This window comes from Streptomyces sp. NPDC014623 (genome assembly GCF_043088245.1).
Classification (GTDB): domain Bacteria; phylum Actinomycetota; class Actinomycetes; order Streptomycetales; family Streptomycetaceae; genus Streptomyces.
The window spans coordinates 126329-144247 of record NZ_JBIBZU010000012.1 but is presented as its reverse complement, the minus strand read 5'-3'; the positions used below and the strand labels follow the sequence as shown (position 1 = coordinate 144247).

Here is a 17919-nt window from a genome sequence, read left to right as displayed (position 1 = left end):
CTTTCGCTCGGTGACGCCTTGCGGTGCCGACTACCCGATCGTCGGCAGCGCACGCGTCCCCCGTCTTCCCTATCGCGCCGGGCGCCGCCCGGCGGTACTCGCGGCACCGGACCACGGCTCTGCACAGCCCCGCCTCACGGCCGCCGGACACCGTCCGACGCTCACGGGGCGTCGAGCGCGGCTCGCCAGACGGCGCTCTCCACATAGTGGTTGTCGAAGCGCTGGGCGGACCCGGCGGTCTCACCCGGGTCCGCCTCCCCCCGCATCACCCTGCCGAGCAGGCGCAGGTACGCGAAGCGGTCCATGTGGCGGTCGAACACGAACAGGACGTCCGCCGTGGAGCCGGGAGCAGCGGCGAAGGCGTGCGGGGTGCGGGGCGGGACCGCCAGGAAGTCACCTTCCCGCAGGACGGTGACCTCTTCGCCCACGAGCACGCGCAGGGCTCCGCCGAGAACGAAGAACAGTTCGGTCGCCTTGGTGTGGAAGTGGGCCGGTGCCCCCACTGCGCCCTCGGCGAAGGTGGACCGGTAGCTCGTGAAGCCGTCGCCGGCGTGGCGGGCCTCGCCGAGCAGGCGCATCGTGCTGCTCGGGTCGGCACAGGTCTCGGCGTCGGCGTGACGGGTGAACACCGGAGGGAACGAGGTGGTCGCGTTCTCGGTCATGGCACGACTCTACGGCCGTACATACCCAGAGCTGAGAGCCATTCGACCTTGATGGAACTGGGCCAATTCTGCGCTTCTGCGCGCTGCTCCGGCCAAGCCTGTCCGGTCCTGTCCCACGCTCCGGTCCTGTCCCGCGCTCCGCCCCGGGGCCGCCGTGACGAACCACGCGGTGATGTGCCAAGCGTGCGGGTCCGTCGGCCGGCGCCGGCTTCCGCTCGTCCCGAGAGGGTCGGTCCGGTGACCCTCGCATCGGCACCACGGCGGGGCTCCGGCATACCGCAGGCCGGGGCAACGGCTGCGGTGCGGTGTGCGAGCGGTCGTACGAGCCGCCGCGTATGACCGGCCGGCGCGGTCCCACGTGCGCGCCGCCACGGCCCACCGCCCGCTGTCCTTCGGCCGTTGCCCGGTGGACGAGCGTGTGCAGTCCGCAGGAGAGCGTGCTTCAGTGGACCGGTGAACTGCCACAGGGACGAGGACGTCCGCCGGCGGAAGGGCCTGGCATGAAATTCGCGGTGCTCGGTGGTACGGGGCTGATCGGTTCGAAGGTCGTCAGGAAACTGAACGACGGCGGTCACGAAGCGGCGCCCCGTTCGCGGTCCACGGGCGTGGACGTCGTCACCGGTGAGGGTGTGGAGCAGGCGGTCGCCGGGGCCGATGTCATCGTCGACCTGACGAACTCCCCGACCTTCGACGAGGCCGCCCCAGCCTTCTTCCGACGGTCGATGGACAACCTGCTGGACGCCGCCGGGAAGGCCGCGGTGCGCCACTTCGTCGGCGTCGACCAGGTCCCCGCATTGGACTACTACCGCGCCAAGGCCCTCCAGGAGGAGATCCTCGCAGCGGGCCCGGTCCCGTATTCGATCGTCCGCGCCACACAGTTCATGGAGTTCGTCGACGCGGTCCTGAGCTGGACGGCGGACGGTGGCACCGTCCGGCTGCCCGCCGTCCCGATCCAGCCGGTCGCCGCCCAGGACGTCGCCGACGTGGTGGCCGAAGTCGCCGCGGGCGCTCCCCTGAAGGGGATCCGCGACATCGCGGGACCCGAGGTCTTCCCCCTCGACGAACTCGGCAGGATCACCCTCGCGGCCCGTGCGGACAGCCGTACCGTCACCACGGACGACACCGCCGGTATGTTCGCCGGCGTTCGAGGAGACGTCCTCACGGGCAGGGGCGACGCCTCGATCGCCCCCACGCGCTACAGGGACTGGCTGGCGTCACACCAGGAAGAGGCGTCCCCTCCCGGATGAGGCGCCTCCCGCGCCCGTCTGGCTCGCCGAGCCTCGCACACGTAATCGCCTTTCGTGCTGAGCTGCCGGGCGCTACTGTCCGGGTACAGCGAGTTGTCCCACGAGGAGTCGCAGACATGCCCGGTCGTCCGAGCACGCCTTGACGTCACAGGCCGTCATCGGCTTGTCATCGCGTGCCGTTCTCGAGGTCACGGCACAGCGAGCCTTCTCCTGCCCGCATCGCGGGCGCACTCCGTGTGCGCCGGACAACGGGCTCGTCATCGGCAACCCGAGGAATCTCCGTGCCGTCCCCTTCCTCCGCTGCGCCCGGCTCCTCCCGGCCTGTTCCGCCGGGTCTGTGGCGGGACCGTGACTTCCGCAGACTCTGGACGGGCCAGACGGCCTCCCAGTTGGGCGAACACACCACTCTGATCGTTCTTCCGCTCCTCGCCGTCCTGACGCTCGGCGCCGGTGCCGGCGAGTTGGGTGTCCTGCGCGCGGTGGGGCAGGCGCCGGTCCTTCTGCTCTCGCTCTTCGTGGGCGCGTGGGTGGACCGGTGCCGGACCCGTACCGTGATGGTGGTGACGGACGCCGGCCGGACCCTCGTACTGGCCGCCGCCGCCGTTGCCGGTCTCCTGGGCCTGCTCGGCCTGCCCGCTCTGCTCGTGGTCACGTTCGCCGTCGGGGCGCTCTCCGTGTTCTTCGACGTGGCCTATCAGGCGTCTCTCGTGCGGCTGGTGAGGCGTGATCAGTTACTGCAGGGCAACAGTGTCCTCGAGGGCAGCCGGTCGGCGGCGCAGATCGGTGGTCCCGCCCTCGGCGGTGCGCTGGTGTCCCTGCTGTCGGCGCCGGTCGCTGCCGCCTCCAACGCGGTGTTCTTCGCGTTGTCCTTCCTGTCGATCCGGCGGATCCGTCGCACCGAATCGATCCCGGAACGCCCGGGACATCCCCCTCGGGTGTCGAAACGAATCCATGAGGGCCTCCGTTTCGTCATCAGCGACCCCTCGCTGCGGGCCGTGTGCCTCGCCTCGGCCGTGTTCCAGTTCTCCTTCGCCGCCATGATGACCACCTATCTGCTCTTCCTTCCGCGGGAACTGCACCTGCCCGGGACCACCGTCGGACTGGCCCTTGCGGCGATGGGCCCGGGCGCGCTGCTGGGCTCGATGCTGGCCGCTCACCTGCCGGGCCGGTTCGGTCACGGCACGGTGCTCGTGTCGGCGGCGGCACTCGGCGACGGGGCGTTCCTGGGTGTGCCCGCGCTGCACGGTTCCTCGACGGTGACGGTTTCCGTACTCCTGGCGGTCAGCATCGTGTTCGGGGCGGGCGGCCAGTTGGTCAATGTGACGGTCATGGCGGTGCGGCAGTCCGTCACTCCGGACGGACTGCAGGGCCGTACGGCGGCGACGATCACATTCGTCGGCATGGGGACCGCCCCGCTCGGCTCCCTGCTCGGAGGGTTCCTCGCGATGGAATGGGGGGTGCGCACCAGCCTCCTGGTGACGGCCGCGGCCATGATGTCGTCCCCGGTGGTGATGGCTCTGTCCCCGCTCGCCCGCCTCGGACGGACGCTTCCGACCGCTCGGATCATGCCGCCGGCGGCTGACCGCTGCGGAACCCGCGAATCCAGCAGGCCCCCTTCAGGGGATGCCGGCTGACTCGCTCGTCTGCAGGGCCGCGCCGGAGTCCGTGCCGGTCGGCTGACCGTGCCGTGGCCGCCGAAGCCGATGCCGTTCGTCGGTACGTAGTCAGCGTGCCTTCGTGACCGGCGCCGGTCACGAAGGCACGGAGGCGCTGCCCTCCGGGGTGCTGCCCTCCGTCACCGCCACTTCCGCCGCGCCGAGTGCGCCGAAGGCGGTGACATGGCCGTACGGGAATGGGCGCGGGCATCTGCGCATGCGAATCCGATACCGGGTGCGGCGTTCCGTCCCCCGGTAATTCCTCACTCCGGAAATTTCCCGTGTGCGAGTGCCCTTTGGCCGGCCTGTCCGTCACCACTGGCTTGTCCGTCAAACCCTCGGCCCGTCCGAAGAGGGCGCCTCGGCCGACGGTCGTCGCTCACTGGCCGGCATGATGCGCCTGGGGGTGGTCACCCCTCATGAGCTGGGCTGATCCGCGCGTGCACCCGGCAAGAGGCGGCAGAAAGGGCAGTTCCGTATCTACGTGAGGGCACTGCGGAAAGTCAAGTGTTGACATGCGCCTGAGCCGTGACTGATCATCACCAATGCATCACGAAGTTTTCCGGCGAGCCGCAATCCCACCATCTTTCCTTTCGAGAGCGGATCACCGGGCAGTATTTCTTCCGTCGTATCCCCTTACGACCACTCGACGACGATCCGACGCACCCTCCCCTGCCCACTCCCGCGCGCCCTCACTCCCCCCGACACCGGGCACGCCCCTCTCGGGCCCCGGCCGTCCGGTGGTCCCGGACCGCCGTGTCCCTCCCCTCCCTCCAGTCCTCTTTGACGGGAAGACCAGGTAAGCCGGTGCAGCACACCCCCGCCTCCGTCCCCGCGCCCCGCTCGTGCGCGGCCCCCGAGAACCGCGCCGAGACCACCCCCCGCTTCCGGCCGGCCTCCTTCGCCCAGCAACGCCTGTGGTTCCTCGCCCAGTTGCCTGGTGCGAATGCCGCGTACAACGAGACCGTGGCGCTCTCGCTCACCGGCCCGCTCGACCACCGGGTGCTGGCCAGGGCCCTGGACGCCCTCAGCGATCGCCACGAGACGCTGCGCACCCGGCTGGTGGCCGAGGCCGGGAGCGTCCAGCAGCTCATCGATCCGCCCGGCACCGGCTTCGCGCTGACCTCGCAGGACCTCAGCGGCCTCGCCGACCCCGACGCCCAGGTCACTGCCCTGCAACGCCGGGAAGCGGAGCAGGAGTTCGACCTGGAAGCCGGTCCCCTCGGGCGCGGCCGCCTGCTGACGCTGGCTCCCGGGCGCCACGTGCTGCTCCTGACGTTCCATCACAGCGTGTACGACGGCGCGTCGATGAACGTCATGATGCGGGAAACCGGACTGATCTACGCGGCCTTGTGTGCGGGCGGCCCGGTTCCCCTGGCACCGCTCGCCACGCAGTATGCCGACCACGCGCGAGCCCAGCGCGAGGCGGTACCGGCCGGTGCCCTCGCGGACCAGGAACGCTACTGGGAGCAGGCGCTGTCGGACGCGCCGCCCGTTCTCGACCTGCCGGCCGACCGGCCGCGCCCGGTGGAGCAGCGGTACGAGGGGGGCCGGGTCGAGTTCGAGCTGGACGCGGACGTGGTATCGGCGCTGCGCGCGCTGGCCCGGGCGCACAGCGCCACCCCGTTCGTGGCCGTGCTGACCGGCTGGAGCGTCCTGCTCTCCCGCCTGTCCGGCCAGGACGACATCGTTGTCGGCAGTCCGGTGGCGAACCGGCGCGGGCCCGGCGCCGCCGGTCTCATCGGCTTCCTGGTCAACTCGCTTCCGCTGCGCGTCGATCTGTCCGGTGCGCCGACCGCCGCCGAGGCACTCGTCCGTACTCGGGCTGTCGTCCGCGAAGCACTGGCCCACCAGGACCTGCCCTTCGAACGCATCGTCGAGCTGGTCAATCCGCCTCGCAGCGCCGCTCACACCCCGCTGTTCCAGACCATGCTGGCCTGGGTCCCGGACCGCCGGAACCTGCTGGACCTCCCGGGCGTCGAGACCCGGCCGCTGCCGATCGCCGACGCCCCGGCCAAGTTCGATCTCGCGCTGTCGGTGACCGAGTCCGAGGGGCGTCTGCTCGGCCATCTCGACTACGCGACCGCCTTGTTCGACGACGCCACTGCGCGGCGCTGGGCGGAGTATCTGCGGCGGCTGCTGACCGACATGGCCCACCGTCCCGACCGTGACATCCGGGATCTGGAACTGATGGGCCCCGAGGAGTCGCGGCGGCTGGTGCGCGAGGGCGACGCCACACCGCCGGGTGGCGGGGGGCCGGAGAACGATCCGCAGGCCGCCGACGCGGTGGCCGATCCGGTCGCCCTCGCCCTGCGGTCGGCGTCCGGGATCGCGGCGCTCTTCGAGGCCCAGGCGCGGGCGCGCGGCGGACTGACCGCGGTGGTCGACGGTGAGCGGTCGCTCGACTACGCGACCGTGGACCGCCGCGCCAACCGGCTGGCGCACGCCCTCGTCGCCAGGTCCGTGCGCCCCGGTGACGTGGTGGGACTGCACGCCGGACGGTCGTGCGACCTCGTGGTCGGCATCCTGGGCATCCTCAAGGCGGGCGCCGCCTACCTTCCGCTCGACCCCGGGCAGCCCCGTGAGCGGCTCGCCGGCATGGTCGAGGACGCCGCCTGCCCCGTCGTCCTGAGCGATCAGGGCGATGACACGGACCGGTCCGGCAGCTGGCTCGCGCTCGCCGCCGTCGAGGCCGAGGGGACGGAGAGCGAACGGCCGCCGTCCGGCACCGACCGCGCGCCGGACCGCACGGCGTACGTGATCTTCACCTCCGGGTCCACGGGGCGGCCCAAGGGCGTCGCGGTGGAGCACCGCAGTGTCCTCAACCTCTTCGCCACCTGGCACGACCGTATGGGCACGACCCCCGGCGAGGCCGGTTCGGCCTGGTCCAGCATCGGCTTCGACGCCTCCGTCCACGAACTGCTGCTCCCCCTGACCACCGGCGGTGTGCTGCACCTCGTCCCCGAGGCGCTGCGCGGCGACCCGGAGGCCCTGCTGGAGTGGCTGCGCGAGCGCCGGGTGGCCCAGGCGTTCCTGCCGCCGGCTTACGTCAAGTGGATCGACGAGGACCCCGCCGTACGGCTGCGCGGGCTGGCGCTGCGCAAGCTGCTCACCGGGGTGGAGTCGCTCACCGAGGCCGCCCTGCACCGCATGACCCTGCACCTGCCCGGCCTGCGGATCTGCTTCGGCTACGGGCCCACCGAGGCGACGCTGTACAGCACCGCCTACTACGCGCCGCGTCCGCTGGAGCGCCCCTGCCCCATCGGCCGTCCGCTCCCCGGCACCCGTCTCTACCTGCTCGACACCCGTATGCGGCCCGTGCCGCCGGGCGTGGTGGGAGAGGTGTACCTCGGCGGGTCCTCCCTCGCCCGCGGCTACCTCAACCGCCCCGACCTGACCGAGGAGCGGTTCCTGCCCGACCCGTTCGTGCCCGGCGAACGGATCTACCGCACCGGCGACCTGGCCAGGCGGCAGCCGGACGGCGAGGCGGTCTACGCGGGGCGCGCGGACGACCAGGTCAAGCTGCGCGGGTTCCGGATCGAACCGGCGGAGGTCGAGGCGGCGTTCATGGCACTGCCCGGTGTCCGGGAGGCCGTGGTCCTCGCCGACCGCGACGCCGCGGGGCAGATCCGGCTGGTCGCCGGGGTCGGCCGGGGTACGGCACCGGCGCGTGCCACCGGCGACTGGCGCACCGCGCTCTCCCGCCGTCTGCCCGACTACATGATCCCCGCCGTCGTGGTCGACCTCGACACCCTGCCGCTCAACCGCAGCGGCAAGGTCGACCGTGCCGCCCTGCTGGCGCTGGCCCGCGAGCGGACCGCCACGCAGGTCAACACCGCCAGCCCACGCGACCACGTCGAGCATGCCCTGTACCGGATATGGCGGAGCGTGCTGCTCCACCCGGACATAGGCGTCGGCGACGACTTCTTCGAGGTGGGCGGCACTTCCCTGTCGGCCATCAAGATGGCCCACGCCGCCACGGAGGCGTTCGGCCGGCATCTGCCGGTGGCCGAGGTCATGACGCGGCCCACGATCGAGGCGCTCGCCGCGCTGCTGCGCGAGGACGGCGCCGACTCCGCCCCGGGCAGTCTCATCGAGTTCCGGCGTGGTGCGGGGCCGCGGGTGGTCTGTGTCCACCCGGCCGGGGGCACCGCGTTCTGCTACCTGCCGCTGGCCGAGCAGCTGCCCGCCGAGGCGGGGCTCTACGGTATCCAGTCGCCGGGCGTGAACCCCGGCGAGGACGTCCTGCCCACGGTGGAGGCCATGGCGGAGGAGTATCTGCGCCTCCTCGGCCCGATGGACGACGGCCCCGTGGTACTGACCGGCCTGTCCTACGGGGGGCTGGTCGCCCACCGGATGGGGGAGGTCCTCGGCCGGGCCGGGCGCCGTGACGTCAGTGTCGTCCTCCTCGACACCCAGGCCACCGACGACGCCGCGGCCCGTGCGGCGATCACCGCCGTCGACGAGGCGGAGTTCCGCGACAAGCTTGTGAGGTTCAACGGGATGTACCCCGGCATGGACGACGCGCAGATCGAGCGCTACTTCCGGCTGTACAACCACAACCGGTCGACGGCCCGGGAATACCTGCCCGCCGCCTCCCCGGCCCGCCTGGTCCTCGCCCAGGCCGTGCCGGACGGCGACGACACGCCGTTCCACGCCGAGGTCCGTGCCTTCTGGCGGCGGCGGGCCGAGGGCGACTTCCAGGTCGAGACCCTCGCCTGTGACCACTGGGAGATCCTCGAAGGTGCCGAAGCGGTCCGTGTCGGTGCCCTGCTGACGGCGGAACTGGCCCACCACGGCGACCGGTCCGCCCCGGCGTCCGCCGCCGCCCTCCCCGTGGCGGGAGCCCGATGAACACCGACGTCACCTCCCCTTCCGGCGACGCCTCCCCGAGCCGGCCGGCCTCCGCTCTCGCCGACGCGGTGCTCGCCCGGGCCCGGCGCACCCCGTCCGCCGTCGCCGTCGAGGACGACACGCACCTGCTCGACCGCGCCGGCCTCGACCGCCTCAGCGGCCGGGTGGCCGCGCGGCTGCGCGGCCTCGGGGTGGGCCCGGGGCAGGCCGTCGCCGTCTGCCTGCCGCGCTCCTGGCGACTGGTGTGCGTGATGCTCGGCATCCGTCGCGCCGGCGCCGTCGTCGTCCCCCTGGACCGGCTCAGCCCGTCCGACCGGCAGCGGCACATCCTCGACGACTCGGGCGCCGTCGCCGTCGTCCACGACGAACTCCCGGACACCGGCGGGGATTTCCTCGCCCTCGACGCCGACCTGCTCCTGCGTGACGAGGAACCGGACGCGGTGCGGGAGGCCCGGACCGCTCCGCCCGCGAAAGCGCCGGCGGATACCGGGACGGGTTTCCTCTTCTACACCTCCGGCAGTACGGGCCGCCCCAAGGGCGTCGAGGTCACCGACGCGGGCGTGCTGCGGCTTGCCGAGCCCGGTTACCTCGGCCTGCGACCCGGCGCCCGGTACGCCTGCCTGTCCAACCCGGCCTTCGACGCCCTCAGCTTCGAGGTCTGGGTACCGCTGCTGACCGGCGGTGCCTGCGTGATCCTCGACGACGAGCAGGTGCACAGCCCGCACCGGCTCGCCAGGGCGCTGACGGACCGGCGCATCGACACACTGTTCATCACGGTCGCGTTGTTCAACACCGTCGTCGAGAAGGTGCCCGACTGTTTCGGCAGCGTCTCCCAGGTCCTCGTCGGCGGCGAGCAGCTCGACGCGCGGCTGATCCGCCGGTGGTACGAGGCCAACACCGCCTCGCGCACCGTCCTGCACAACGTGTACGGGCCGACGGAGGCGACCACGTTCGCCCTCTGCCATCCGATCCCCCGGGACTTCGCGGGCGCCACCGTCCCCCTCGGCACCCCGCTGCCCGGCACGCGCACGTTGCTGCGCACCGAGGACGGACGCACCGCGGAGCCGGACGAGATCGCCGAACTGCTCCTCGCGGGACCTGCGTTGGCCCGGGGTTACCGCAACCTGCCCACGCAGACCGAGCAGAGCTTCGTCATGCTGCCGAACCCGGAGGGCGGGGCGGGCGGCGAGGAGCGCTGGTACCGCACGGGCGACCTCGTGCGCCGGGACACCGAGGGCCGGGTGACCTACGTCGGCCGGGCGGACCGCCAGGTGAAGGTGCGCGGCTTCCGCATCGAGCCCGGGGAGGTGGAGCGACGCGTCCTCGCCCATCCGGCCGTGCGCCAGGCGTACGTGTGCACCCGTCGCGACGAGGCGGGCCGCAACGAACTGCTCGCCTTCGTCGTCCCGGGCGGCGGTCCCGGAGACCTCTCCTTCGACGCCTACGACCGGCACCTCACGACCGGGCTGCCCCCGTACATGCGGCCCCATCACACCCATCTCGTACCGGAACTGCCGCTCACCGCCAACGGCAAGGTCGACCGGGACGCACTGCTGCGCGACGCCCCGGCACCGTGGCGGCGCCCGTACGAGGACGAGGCGCGCGTCAGCGACGAGCAGCGGCCCGTGCTCGATCTCGCCGAGGGCGTCCTCGGCGTGGCCGGCCTGCGCCCCGACGACCGGTGGATACCGCACGGCGGCGACTCCCTGAAGGCGCTGCGCTTCCGCTTCGAGGTCATGCGGCGTTTCCACGTCGACCTGCCGCAGAACCTGGTGCTCACCGCCGACTTCGCCGCCCTGGCCGAGACCGTGCACGCCCGGGACGCCGCGGCCGGCGAGCACCCGCCCGTGCCCGCCGCCTCCGGTGAACCGACCGCGCCGGCCACCAGGGAGCAGGAACGCCTCTGGTTCCTGCACCAGCGGGACCCCGAGGACCGCGCCTACGACGTACCTCTCGTCCTCCGCCTCCGGGGCGGCGTCGACCGGGCTGCCCTGCGCCGGGCGGTGCGCGGGCTGGTGGAACGGCACACGGCCCTGCGGACACGACTGGTCCCCACCCCGCACGGGCTGCGCCAGCGGGCGGGGGATCCGTACGACCCCTGGGAGCCGCTCGACGGCGGCGAGGCCCTGGATCCGCGGGGCCTCGACGACGGCGAGGGCGAGGGGTGGCGGGACCTCGCCGACCGGTTCTTCGACCACCGCTTCGACCTCACGGACACCCGTATGCTGCGCGCCGCGTGGGCGGGCGGTCCGGACGCGGGGGTGCTCCTGCTGCACCTGCACCACGTCGCCGTGGACGGCTGGTCGCTCAACCTCCTCTTCCGCGACCTCGGCGACACCTACTCCGCCGCGCTGCGGGGCGAGCCGGGCGGGTCCGGCACCACGTCCGCGTGCACGCCGCTGGACTTCGCACGCTGGCAGCGGGAGTGGCAGGCGAGCACCGCGTACGGACGGCGACGGGCCCGGCTCGGCGAACGCTACGGTCGTGACGGCGAACTGTCGCCCGTCCTGCCCGCCGCGGAGGCGGTGGCCGTCCGGCCCCGGGCGAGGCTGCTGCGGACCTCCCTCGACTTGGTCCGCCGGGCCGCCCTGGACCGGCTCGCCGCCGAACGCGGGCTGACCCGCTTCCAGGTGCTGGTGTCCGCATTCGCCGCGAGCGTGTACGGCGTGACCGGCCAGGAGCGTCCCCTCGTCGCGTCGCCGGTCTCCGGCCGGTCGCGTCCCGAGTTCGCCGACACCGTCGGCATGTTCGCCAACACCGTGCTGCTGAAGTTGGAGCTGTGCCCCCGCGACGGTCTGGCCGCCCAGCTCGCGTCGCACGCCGACACCGTCCGGGACGTCCTGGAGGACCAGGAGGTGGCCCTGGCCGACCTGTTGTCCGATCCGGTGCTCCGCGAGCGCACCCCCCTCTTCGACTACCTGTTCGTCCTGGAGAACACCGACTTCTCCGCGCTGCGGCTGGACGGCTGCGAGGTGCGGCCCCTGTGGCCCGAACCGCTCGGCGCCAAGTGCGCACTCACCCTGTCCGTCGTCGAACACGAGTCCGGCTTCGACTGCCTGTGGGAGTACCGCGACGACCTCGGCGCCGAGCGCGCGGAGGCGGCGGCGCGGCTGTTCCGCCGGTGCCTGGACCACTTGACCGGCGACGACGTCACCTTGCGCGAACTGGTCGCCGACCATCGCCGCGGTCTGCCCGACACCGGCCGGGGCGAGGCGCTCGTCCCCGACTTCCCGACCGTCGCCGACGGCTTCGCCCGGCAGGTGGCCGCCACCCCGCACGCTCCGGCCCTCACGGACGGCGGGACGACCCTCACGTACGCCGAACTCGACGCGCAGGCACACGCGCTGGCGGCCGATCTGCGTGCCCGCCATCCGCTGCCGGCCGACCTCACCACTCCGGCGTCCGTCGCGCTCTACCTCCAGCCGTCCGTCGAGCACATCGTGGCGCTGCTGGCCGCCGCCCGGCTGGGCGTGACCGTCGTTCCCCTCGACCCCGCCTATCCCTCGGCCCTGCTGCGGCACGTGCTCGAGCAGGCGGCCCCCCTGTGCGTGCTGGTGACCCGGCGGGACCTCGGTGTCCTGGAGACCCTCGCGCCGCCGTCGCTCCCCCGCCACGTCGTCACCCTCACCGACACACCCGCCGACATGTCCGCCGGCACCCCCGCCGCACTGCCCGTGCCGTACGCGCACGAGAGGACGCGCCCGCTGTACACGCTCTTCACGTCGGGCTCCACCGGCGTCCCCAAGGGCGTCCAGGTCCCCGACCGGACCCTGTGCAACCTGCTGACCTGGCAGCGCGTCGCGGGCGGACTGGACCGGCCGGCCCGTACCCAGCAGTTCTCGATGCTCTCCTTCGACGTCTCCTTCCAGGAGATCTTCACCACGCTGTGCTCCGGGGGCCTGCTGCACCTGGTCGATCCCGGCTGGCGGCACGACGCGCCGGCCCTGCTCGAACAGTTGGAGTCGGCGGCGGTGGAACGTGTCTTCCTTCCGTACGTGGCGCTCCAGTTGCTCGCCGAACACGGTGTCCGCACCGGGCGGTATCCGTCACGGCTACGCGAAGTCGTCACCGCGGGCGAGCAGTTGGTGTGCACCGACGCGATCCGCCGTTGGTTCGCCGGACTGCCGGGCGCGCGTCTGTTCAACCACTACGGTCCCACCGAGACCCATGTCGTCAGCGCTCTGTGCCTGGAGGGTGACCCGGCCGGCTGGCCGCTGCGCCCCGCCATCGGACGGCCCGTGGCGGGCGCGGTCCTCCGGGTGGTGGACGGCAGCGGTCTCCCCGTCCCGCCGGGGGCCACCGGCGCGCTGCTGATCGGCGGACCGATGGCGGGCCGTTGCTACCTCGGCGACCAGGCCGCGCACCGTGAACGCTTCACCGACGACCCCGAGCTGGGTGTGCTGTACCGGACGGGCGATCTCGCCCGCTTCGACGCGCGGGGCCTCCTCCACTACGCGGGGCGGGACGACGCCCAGATAAAAATCGCCGGTCACCGGCTGGAGCTGGGGCAGGTCGAGGCCGCGCTCCTTCAGTACCCGGGCGTGGTCAACGCGGTCGCGGCCGTGGCGGACGGCCGCCTGGTCACCGCGCTGGAGTGCCGGGGCGAGGACCCCGATCCGGCCCGGCTCGCGGAACACCTGTCGGCGTTGCTGCCCGCCCATGTACGCGTCGCCCGTTTCCGTCGTGTGACCACGCTGCCGCGCACCCCGAGCGGCAAGCTGGACCGGCGCGCGACACTCACCGCCCCCGGTCACGATCTGCGCCGGGGAGAACCGGCCGCCGCCGTCCTGTCCCCGCTGGAGGAGCGTCTGACGGCGCTGTTCGAAGACGTCACCGGCGCACCGGTCGGCATACGGCAGCGGTACTTCGACGCCGGTGCCACCAGCCTGGACCTCATGCGGTTCCAGCTCGCCTGCGCGGGCGAGGACGGGCTCTCCTTCTCCGTACCGGACCTCTTCGAACACGTCACGCTCCGCGCCCTCGCCGGTTTCCTGGAGGGGCGGCGCGGAGGGGAGGACGCGGTGGCTCATGTGGCGGTGACACCGGACGGGAAGACGGACGGGGCCCTTCCCGTCCGGGTGACGGGCGTGACCGCACCGGACCGGGACGGCGGCGCGATCCGGTCCGGCCGGGACACCGGCGGGGTGCGGCCGGCCCCGGAGGCCGCCGACGAACCCGTCGCCGTCATCGGCATGGCCGTACGGCTGCCGGGCGCGCCCGACCTGGCCGCCTTCTGGGACCTGGTGGCCTCCGGCCGCCGTGGCATCGAGCACTTCTCCGCGGCGGACGGCCGTGTCGGTGCCCGCAGCCAGATGAAGGGGCTTCTCACCTTCGACGCGGGACGCTTCACCCTCAGTCCGGGCGAGGCCCGGCTCATGGACCCGCAACAGCGCCACCTGCTGATGAGCTGCGTCGAGGCGCTCGCCCATGCCGGCATCGGCGACCCGGCCGGCCGGGGGGTGGGGCTGATCGCGGCGTGCGGGGAGAACACCTACTTCCAGAACATGCTGCGCGAGGGCGATCCGGACACGCTGCCCGACGCCTTCCGGCTGGCCCTGCACCACGAGAAGGACTTCCTCGCCACCAAGGCGGCCTACCACCTGGGGCTGACCGGCCCCGCCTTCACCGTGCAGTCGGCGTGCTCCAGTTCGCTCGTCGGCGTGCACCTCGCGGCAGGACTGCTGCGCCAGGGCGACGCCGAGGTCATGCTCGTCGGCGGTGTCCTCGTCGACACCGAACTGACCGGCGGCTACACCTACCGGCCGCAGCACATCTTCTCCCCCGACGGGCACTGCCGGCCGTTCAGCGCGGACGCCGCGGGCACCGTGGGGGCCAGCGGCACCGGTGTGGTCGTCCTGAAACCCCTCGCCGCCGCCCGCCGCGACGGCGACACGGTGTACGCGGTCGTGACGGGCTCCGGTATCAACAACGACGGCTCGGACAAGCTCAGTTACAGCGCGCCCGCCCGCTCCGGCCAACGGGCCGCGATCCGTGCCGCCCTGCGCCGCAGCGGCCGTACGGGAACCGACCTCGGCTATGTGGAGGCGCACGGCACCGGCACCGCCCTGGGCGACCCGGTGGAGGCCGCCGCGCTGCGCGACGCGTACGGCCTGGCGGACGACGCAGGTGTGGCGTTGTCCTCCGTCAAGAGCCAGATCGGGCACCTGGGCGCCGCTGCGGGCGTCGTCGGCATGGTCCGTGCCGTGCTCGCGGTCCACCACGGAGTGGTCCCGCCCACCGCGGACTTCGACCGCCTCAACCCGGAGATCGACGCGGGACCGTTCCGGGTGCCGGTGACGGCCGAACCCTGGCCCCAGGACGTGCCCCGGGTGGCCGCCGTCAGCAGTTTCGGGATCGGCGGGACCAACGCCCACCTGCTCCTGGAGCACCCCGCCGACCGGCCGTCCGGACCGGCGTCCGGCACCGCCACGCCCGCCGCTGTGCCGTGCGTGGTGCTCTCCGCGAGCAGCGAGGCCGCCCTGCGTGCCGACGGCCGCCGCATCGCCGACTACCTGGACGCACACCCCGCCGCCTACCCGCAGGTGCTGCGGCACCTCCAGGCCGGGCGCCCCGCGCTCGGTCACCGTGCGGCGGCGGCGTGCCCGGACGCCGCGTCGGCCTCGGCCTGGCTGCGCGCGCCGTCGCCGGTCGCCGCTCCGGTCGCCGTCCAGGCCGCCGGGGAGGAGGTGCCGGTGCGGAGCTGCGACCCGCGTCAGCTCGCGGAGGCGTGGACGGCCGGTCGCACCGTCGCCTGGCCCGAGGGACCGGCCTGCGCTCCCTGGGACTTCCCGCCGCCCGCTCTCGACCTGTCCGAGTACGACTTCCCGCGTGTCCCCGGCCGGGCCGCGCCCGCACCGGTCCCGGAGGACGCCGGCCCGCCCTCTCGACGGTTGCCCGCCGATCAGTGGCTGCACCAGCCGCAGTGGACCCGGCTGCGCCGGGCCCGTACCGGTGTTCCCTCGGGGCCGGGCACGGCCACCGGTGCGGTCCCCGGCGCCGTGAACGTCCCGGGGGTGCCGGCGGACAGCCCCGCGGAGTCCCGTACCGCACGGCGTACCGCCCTCGTCGTCACCGCGGACATCGGCGGCGGCACCGGTGCGGACACCTGGCGCTTCCTCGAAGACCACTACGCCCGGGTGGTGCGGGTGCGTCCCGCGTCGGCTCTCGGCCGACTCGCCGGCGACCGTTACGAGGTCGCCCCCGACGACGCGGCCCAGCTCGCGGCCCTGCTCACCCTCGTCGGCGACAGTTCCGCCCGGACGGACGGCGGAGCCGACGGCATCGACTGGCTGCACGCGCTGCCCCTGGCCCTGGACGGCCGGGTCGACGAGCGCGCGCTGGAGGACGCCCAGCGGGTCTGCCTCGACGCGGTGGCCGCGCTGGGCAAGGCCCTCGCCGGCCTGCCGGAGGTCTCGAGGCCCCGCGTGTGGCTGCTGTCGCACCGGGCACAGCCCGTCACCGGCGCCGTCGCCACCCCCCTGGCCGGCCTCCTCGCTGCGGGCGTCGAGACACCCCGCCAGGAACTGGGGGTGGTCCCCCGCTGGATCGACCTGCCCGGCCCCGACCCGGCGGACTGGGCACCGTACCTGCCGGAACTACTGCGCGACGACACGCTCGCCCCGCGCGTGGTCGCCCTGCGCGACGGCTACTGGTGGCATCGCCCGGTCCAGCCGGTCCCCGCGCCCGCGTTCCCGTCCACCGCCGACCGGGTGGCGGAGCCGGGTACGCATCTGGTCCTCGGCGGGACCGGCGGCATCGGTGTCACCCTCGCCGCCCGTCTGCTGGCGGATCCCGCCAACCGCGTGGTCCTGGTCGCCCGCGGCACCGAGGTGCCGGCGAGGCTACGGCCGTACGGGGACCGTGTGTCCCTGGTCGGCGCCGACCTCGCCGTGGAGGACCTGGACGCGATCGCCGACCGGCTCGCCCCGCACCTCGACGGCCTCGCCGGTGTCGTGCACGCGGCGGGCACGGCCGCGGGCGGTCTCCTCGCCGGGCGGGTGGCCGCCACGGCCCGCCTCGTCACCGCGGCCAAGCTGCGCGGCGCCCTGCTCGTCGAACGGCTCACGGCCCGCCACACCCCGGCGTACGTGGCCTACTGCTCGTCGATGGCGGCTCACCACGGCGGGGTCGGCCAGTTCGACTACGCGGCGGCCAACGCCTGCCTGGACGCCTTCGCCCACCACGCGCCACCGGTGGGCGGCGGGGCGACCGTCCGGTTGAGCATCGGCTGGGACATCTGGGGCGAGGTCGGCATGGCGCGGCAGGCGCCGGCCGGCGGCACCCGCCACCAGGAGCACCTGAAGGTCGCGCTCACCCCCGAGGACGGCGCGGCGGTCTTCGCGCACGCCCTGAGCCTGCGGCTGCCGCACCTGATGGTCAGCACGACACCTCTGCCGCAGGCCCAGCTCTTCTACGAGGCAAGGCCCGCCGCCCACCGGACCCGGTCGGGGGAAGGCGCGACGGAGGTCGCGGCCGAGGGAGCCCTGCCGGGTGAACCGGCGGCCGGCCTCACCGAGGTCCTGTGCGAACTGCTCGGCGTCGACACCGTCGACCCCGACACTCCCCTGTACGACCTGGGGGCCGACTCGCTGACCCTCCTGGAACTGCTGGAGGAGGTGAAACGCCGTCACGGCACCGACATCGACCTCGCCGCCCTCGGTCACCGCGTGACCCTCACGGAGATCCTGGGGAAGCTGGGCGGCGACGCCCGTCGACCCGCCCGGTCGGGCGCCGAGGCGGAGGTCGAGGTCTGGCAGCGCGGCACCGGTGAGGACGTCCTGTGCCTGGTCCATCCGGTCGGCGGCGACATCCAGGCGTACCGGCCGCTGGTCTCGGCCCTGCCCGGCGAACTGACGGTCTGCCTGATCCCCGACCCGACGCTGCGCGACCCGCGGCTGCCCGCCCGGTCGATCGCCGACCGCGCCGCCGACTATCTGCGGGCCGTGCGGGCCGCCTTCCCCGACGCGGGTCCCCGGCTGCGGCTGGCGGGCTGGTCGTTCGGGGCGTGGACCGCCCTGTCGATGGCGGCCCTCGCCGAACGGGACGGGCGGCCCGCGGCGGGCCTGTACCTTCTCGACCCTCCGCCGCCCGGCGCCGGAACGGAGTTCGCCGCGTACGAAAAGGCGCAGGTGGACGAGGTCTTCGCCCGTGAGCTGGGCGGCAGCCGCGCCGACGGCCTGACCGATCCGGGCCGCGCGTACGCCGAGCGCCTCGCCCGCTGCTGCCGGGCCAACCTGGCCGCCATGGCCGAGCACCGGCTGCCGCGGATCACCACGACACCCACCACGGTGTGGCTCGCCGAACGCCCGGTGGACACCCAGGTGCTCGCCCCGCGCCCGACACCGCCGGGTGCCTGGGACGCACACCTGCCCCGGACCTCGCGGGTGCGCCGGGTCGACGCCGACCACTACGGCCTCGTCGCCGCGCCGCACGCACGGGACGTCGCCGCCGTACTCGCCGCCGGCCCGCGTCCCTCCACCCGGCAGCCCTGAGGAGGCACTC

Annotated in this window: 5 protein-coding genes; 4 read left to right on the top strand and 1 reads right to left on the bottom strand. The window is 73.5% G+C overall.

Annotated features, from left to right (window positions below; translation table 11 throughout):
• Positions 1-161: 161 nt before the first annotated feature.
• Positions 162-662 carry a cupin domain-containing protein gene (locus ACF1FZ_RS20510; protein ID WP_391774816.1) on the bottom strand — a complete coding sequence of 167 codons (501 nt, stop codon included), beginning with the start codon at positions 660-662 and terminating at the stop codon, positions 162-164.
• 500 nt (positions 663-1162) lie between these two features.
• On the opposite strand from ACF1FZ_RS20510, the gene ACF1FZ_RS20505 reads away from it, so the two are divergent.
• The 4 genes from ACF1FZ_RS20505 to ACF1FZ_RS20490 all read left to right on the top strand — a co-directional run bounded on the left by ACF1FZ_RS20505 (position 1163) and on the right by ACF1FZ_RS20490 (position 17909).
• A complete protein-coding gene (locus tag ACF1FZ_RS20505; RefSeq protein ID WP_391774815.1) occupies positions 1163-1909 on the top strand; it encodes an SDR family oxidoreductase in 747 nt (248 codons plus the stop codon).
• Positions 1910-2190: 281 nt separating this feature from the next.
• Entirely contained in the window at positions 2191-3543 is a 1353-nt protein-coding gene (locus tag ACF1FZ_RS20500; protein WP_391774814.1) for an MFS transporter, read from the top strand.
• A gap of 828 nt (positions 3544-4371) precedes the next feature.
• On the top strand, positions 4372-8418 hold the full coding sequence (locus tag ACF1FZ_RS20495) for an amino acid adenylation domain-containing protein (protein WP_391774813.1): 4047 nt from the start codon (positions 4372-4374) through the stop codon (positions 8416-8418).
• Positions 8415-17909, top strand: coding sequence for an amino acid adenylation domain-containing protein (locus ACF1FZ_RS20490; RefSeq protein WP_391774812.1), 9495 nt, complete (start codon positions 8415-8417; stop codon positions 17907-17909). Before ACF1FZ_RS20495 ends, ACF1FZ_RS20490 begins: the two co-directional genes overlap by 4 nt.
• Positions 17910-17919: the final 10 nt, after the last annotated feature.

What these genes read in the sequence shown, in the direction of transcription:
- ACF1FZ_RS20505 (WP_391774815.1), top strand. Translation starts at nt 1,163, where the DNA reads ATGAAATTCGCGGTGCTCGGTGGTACGGGGCTGATCGGTTCGAAGGTC.
- ACF1FZ_RS20510 (WP_391774816.1), bottom strand. Translation starts at nt 662, where the DNA reads ATGACCGAGAACGCGACCACCTCGTTCCCTCCGGTGTTCACCCGTCAC.
- ACF1FZ_RS20490 (WP_391774812.1), top strand. Translation starts at nt 8,415, where the DNA reads ATGAACACCGACGTCACCTCCCCTTCCGGCGACGCCTCCCCGAGCCGG.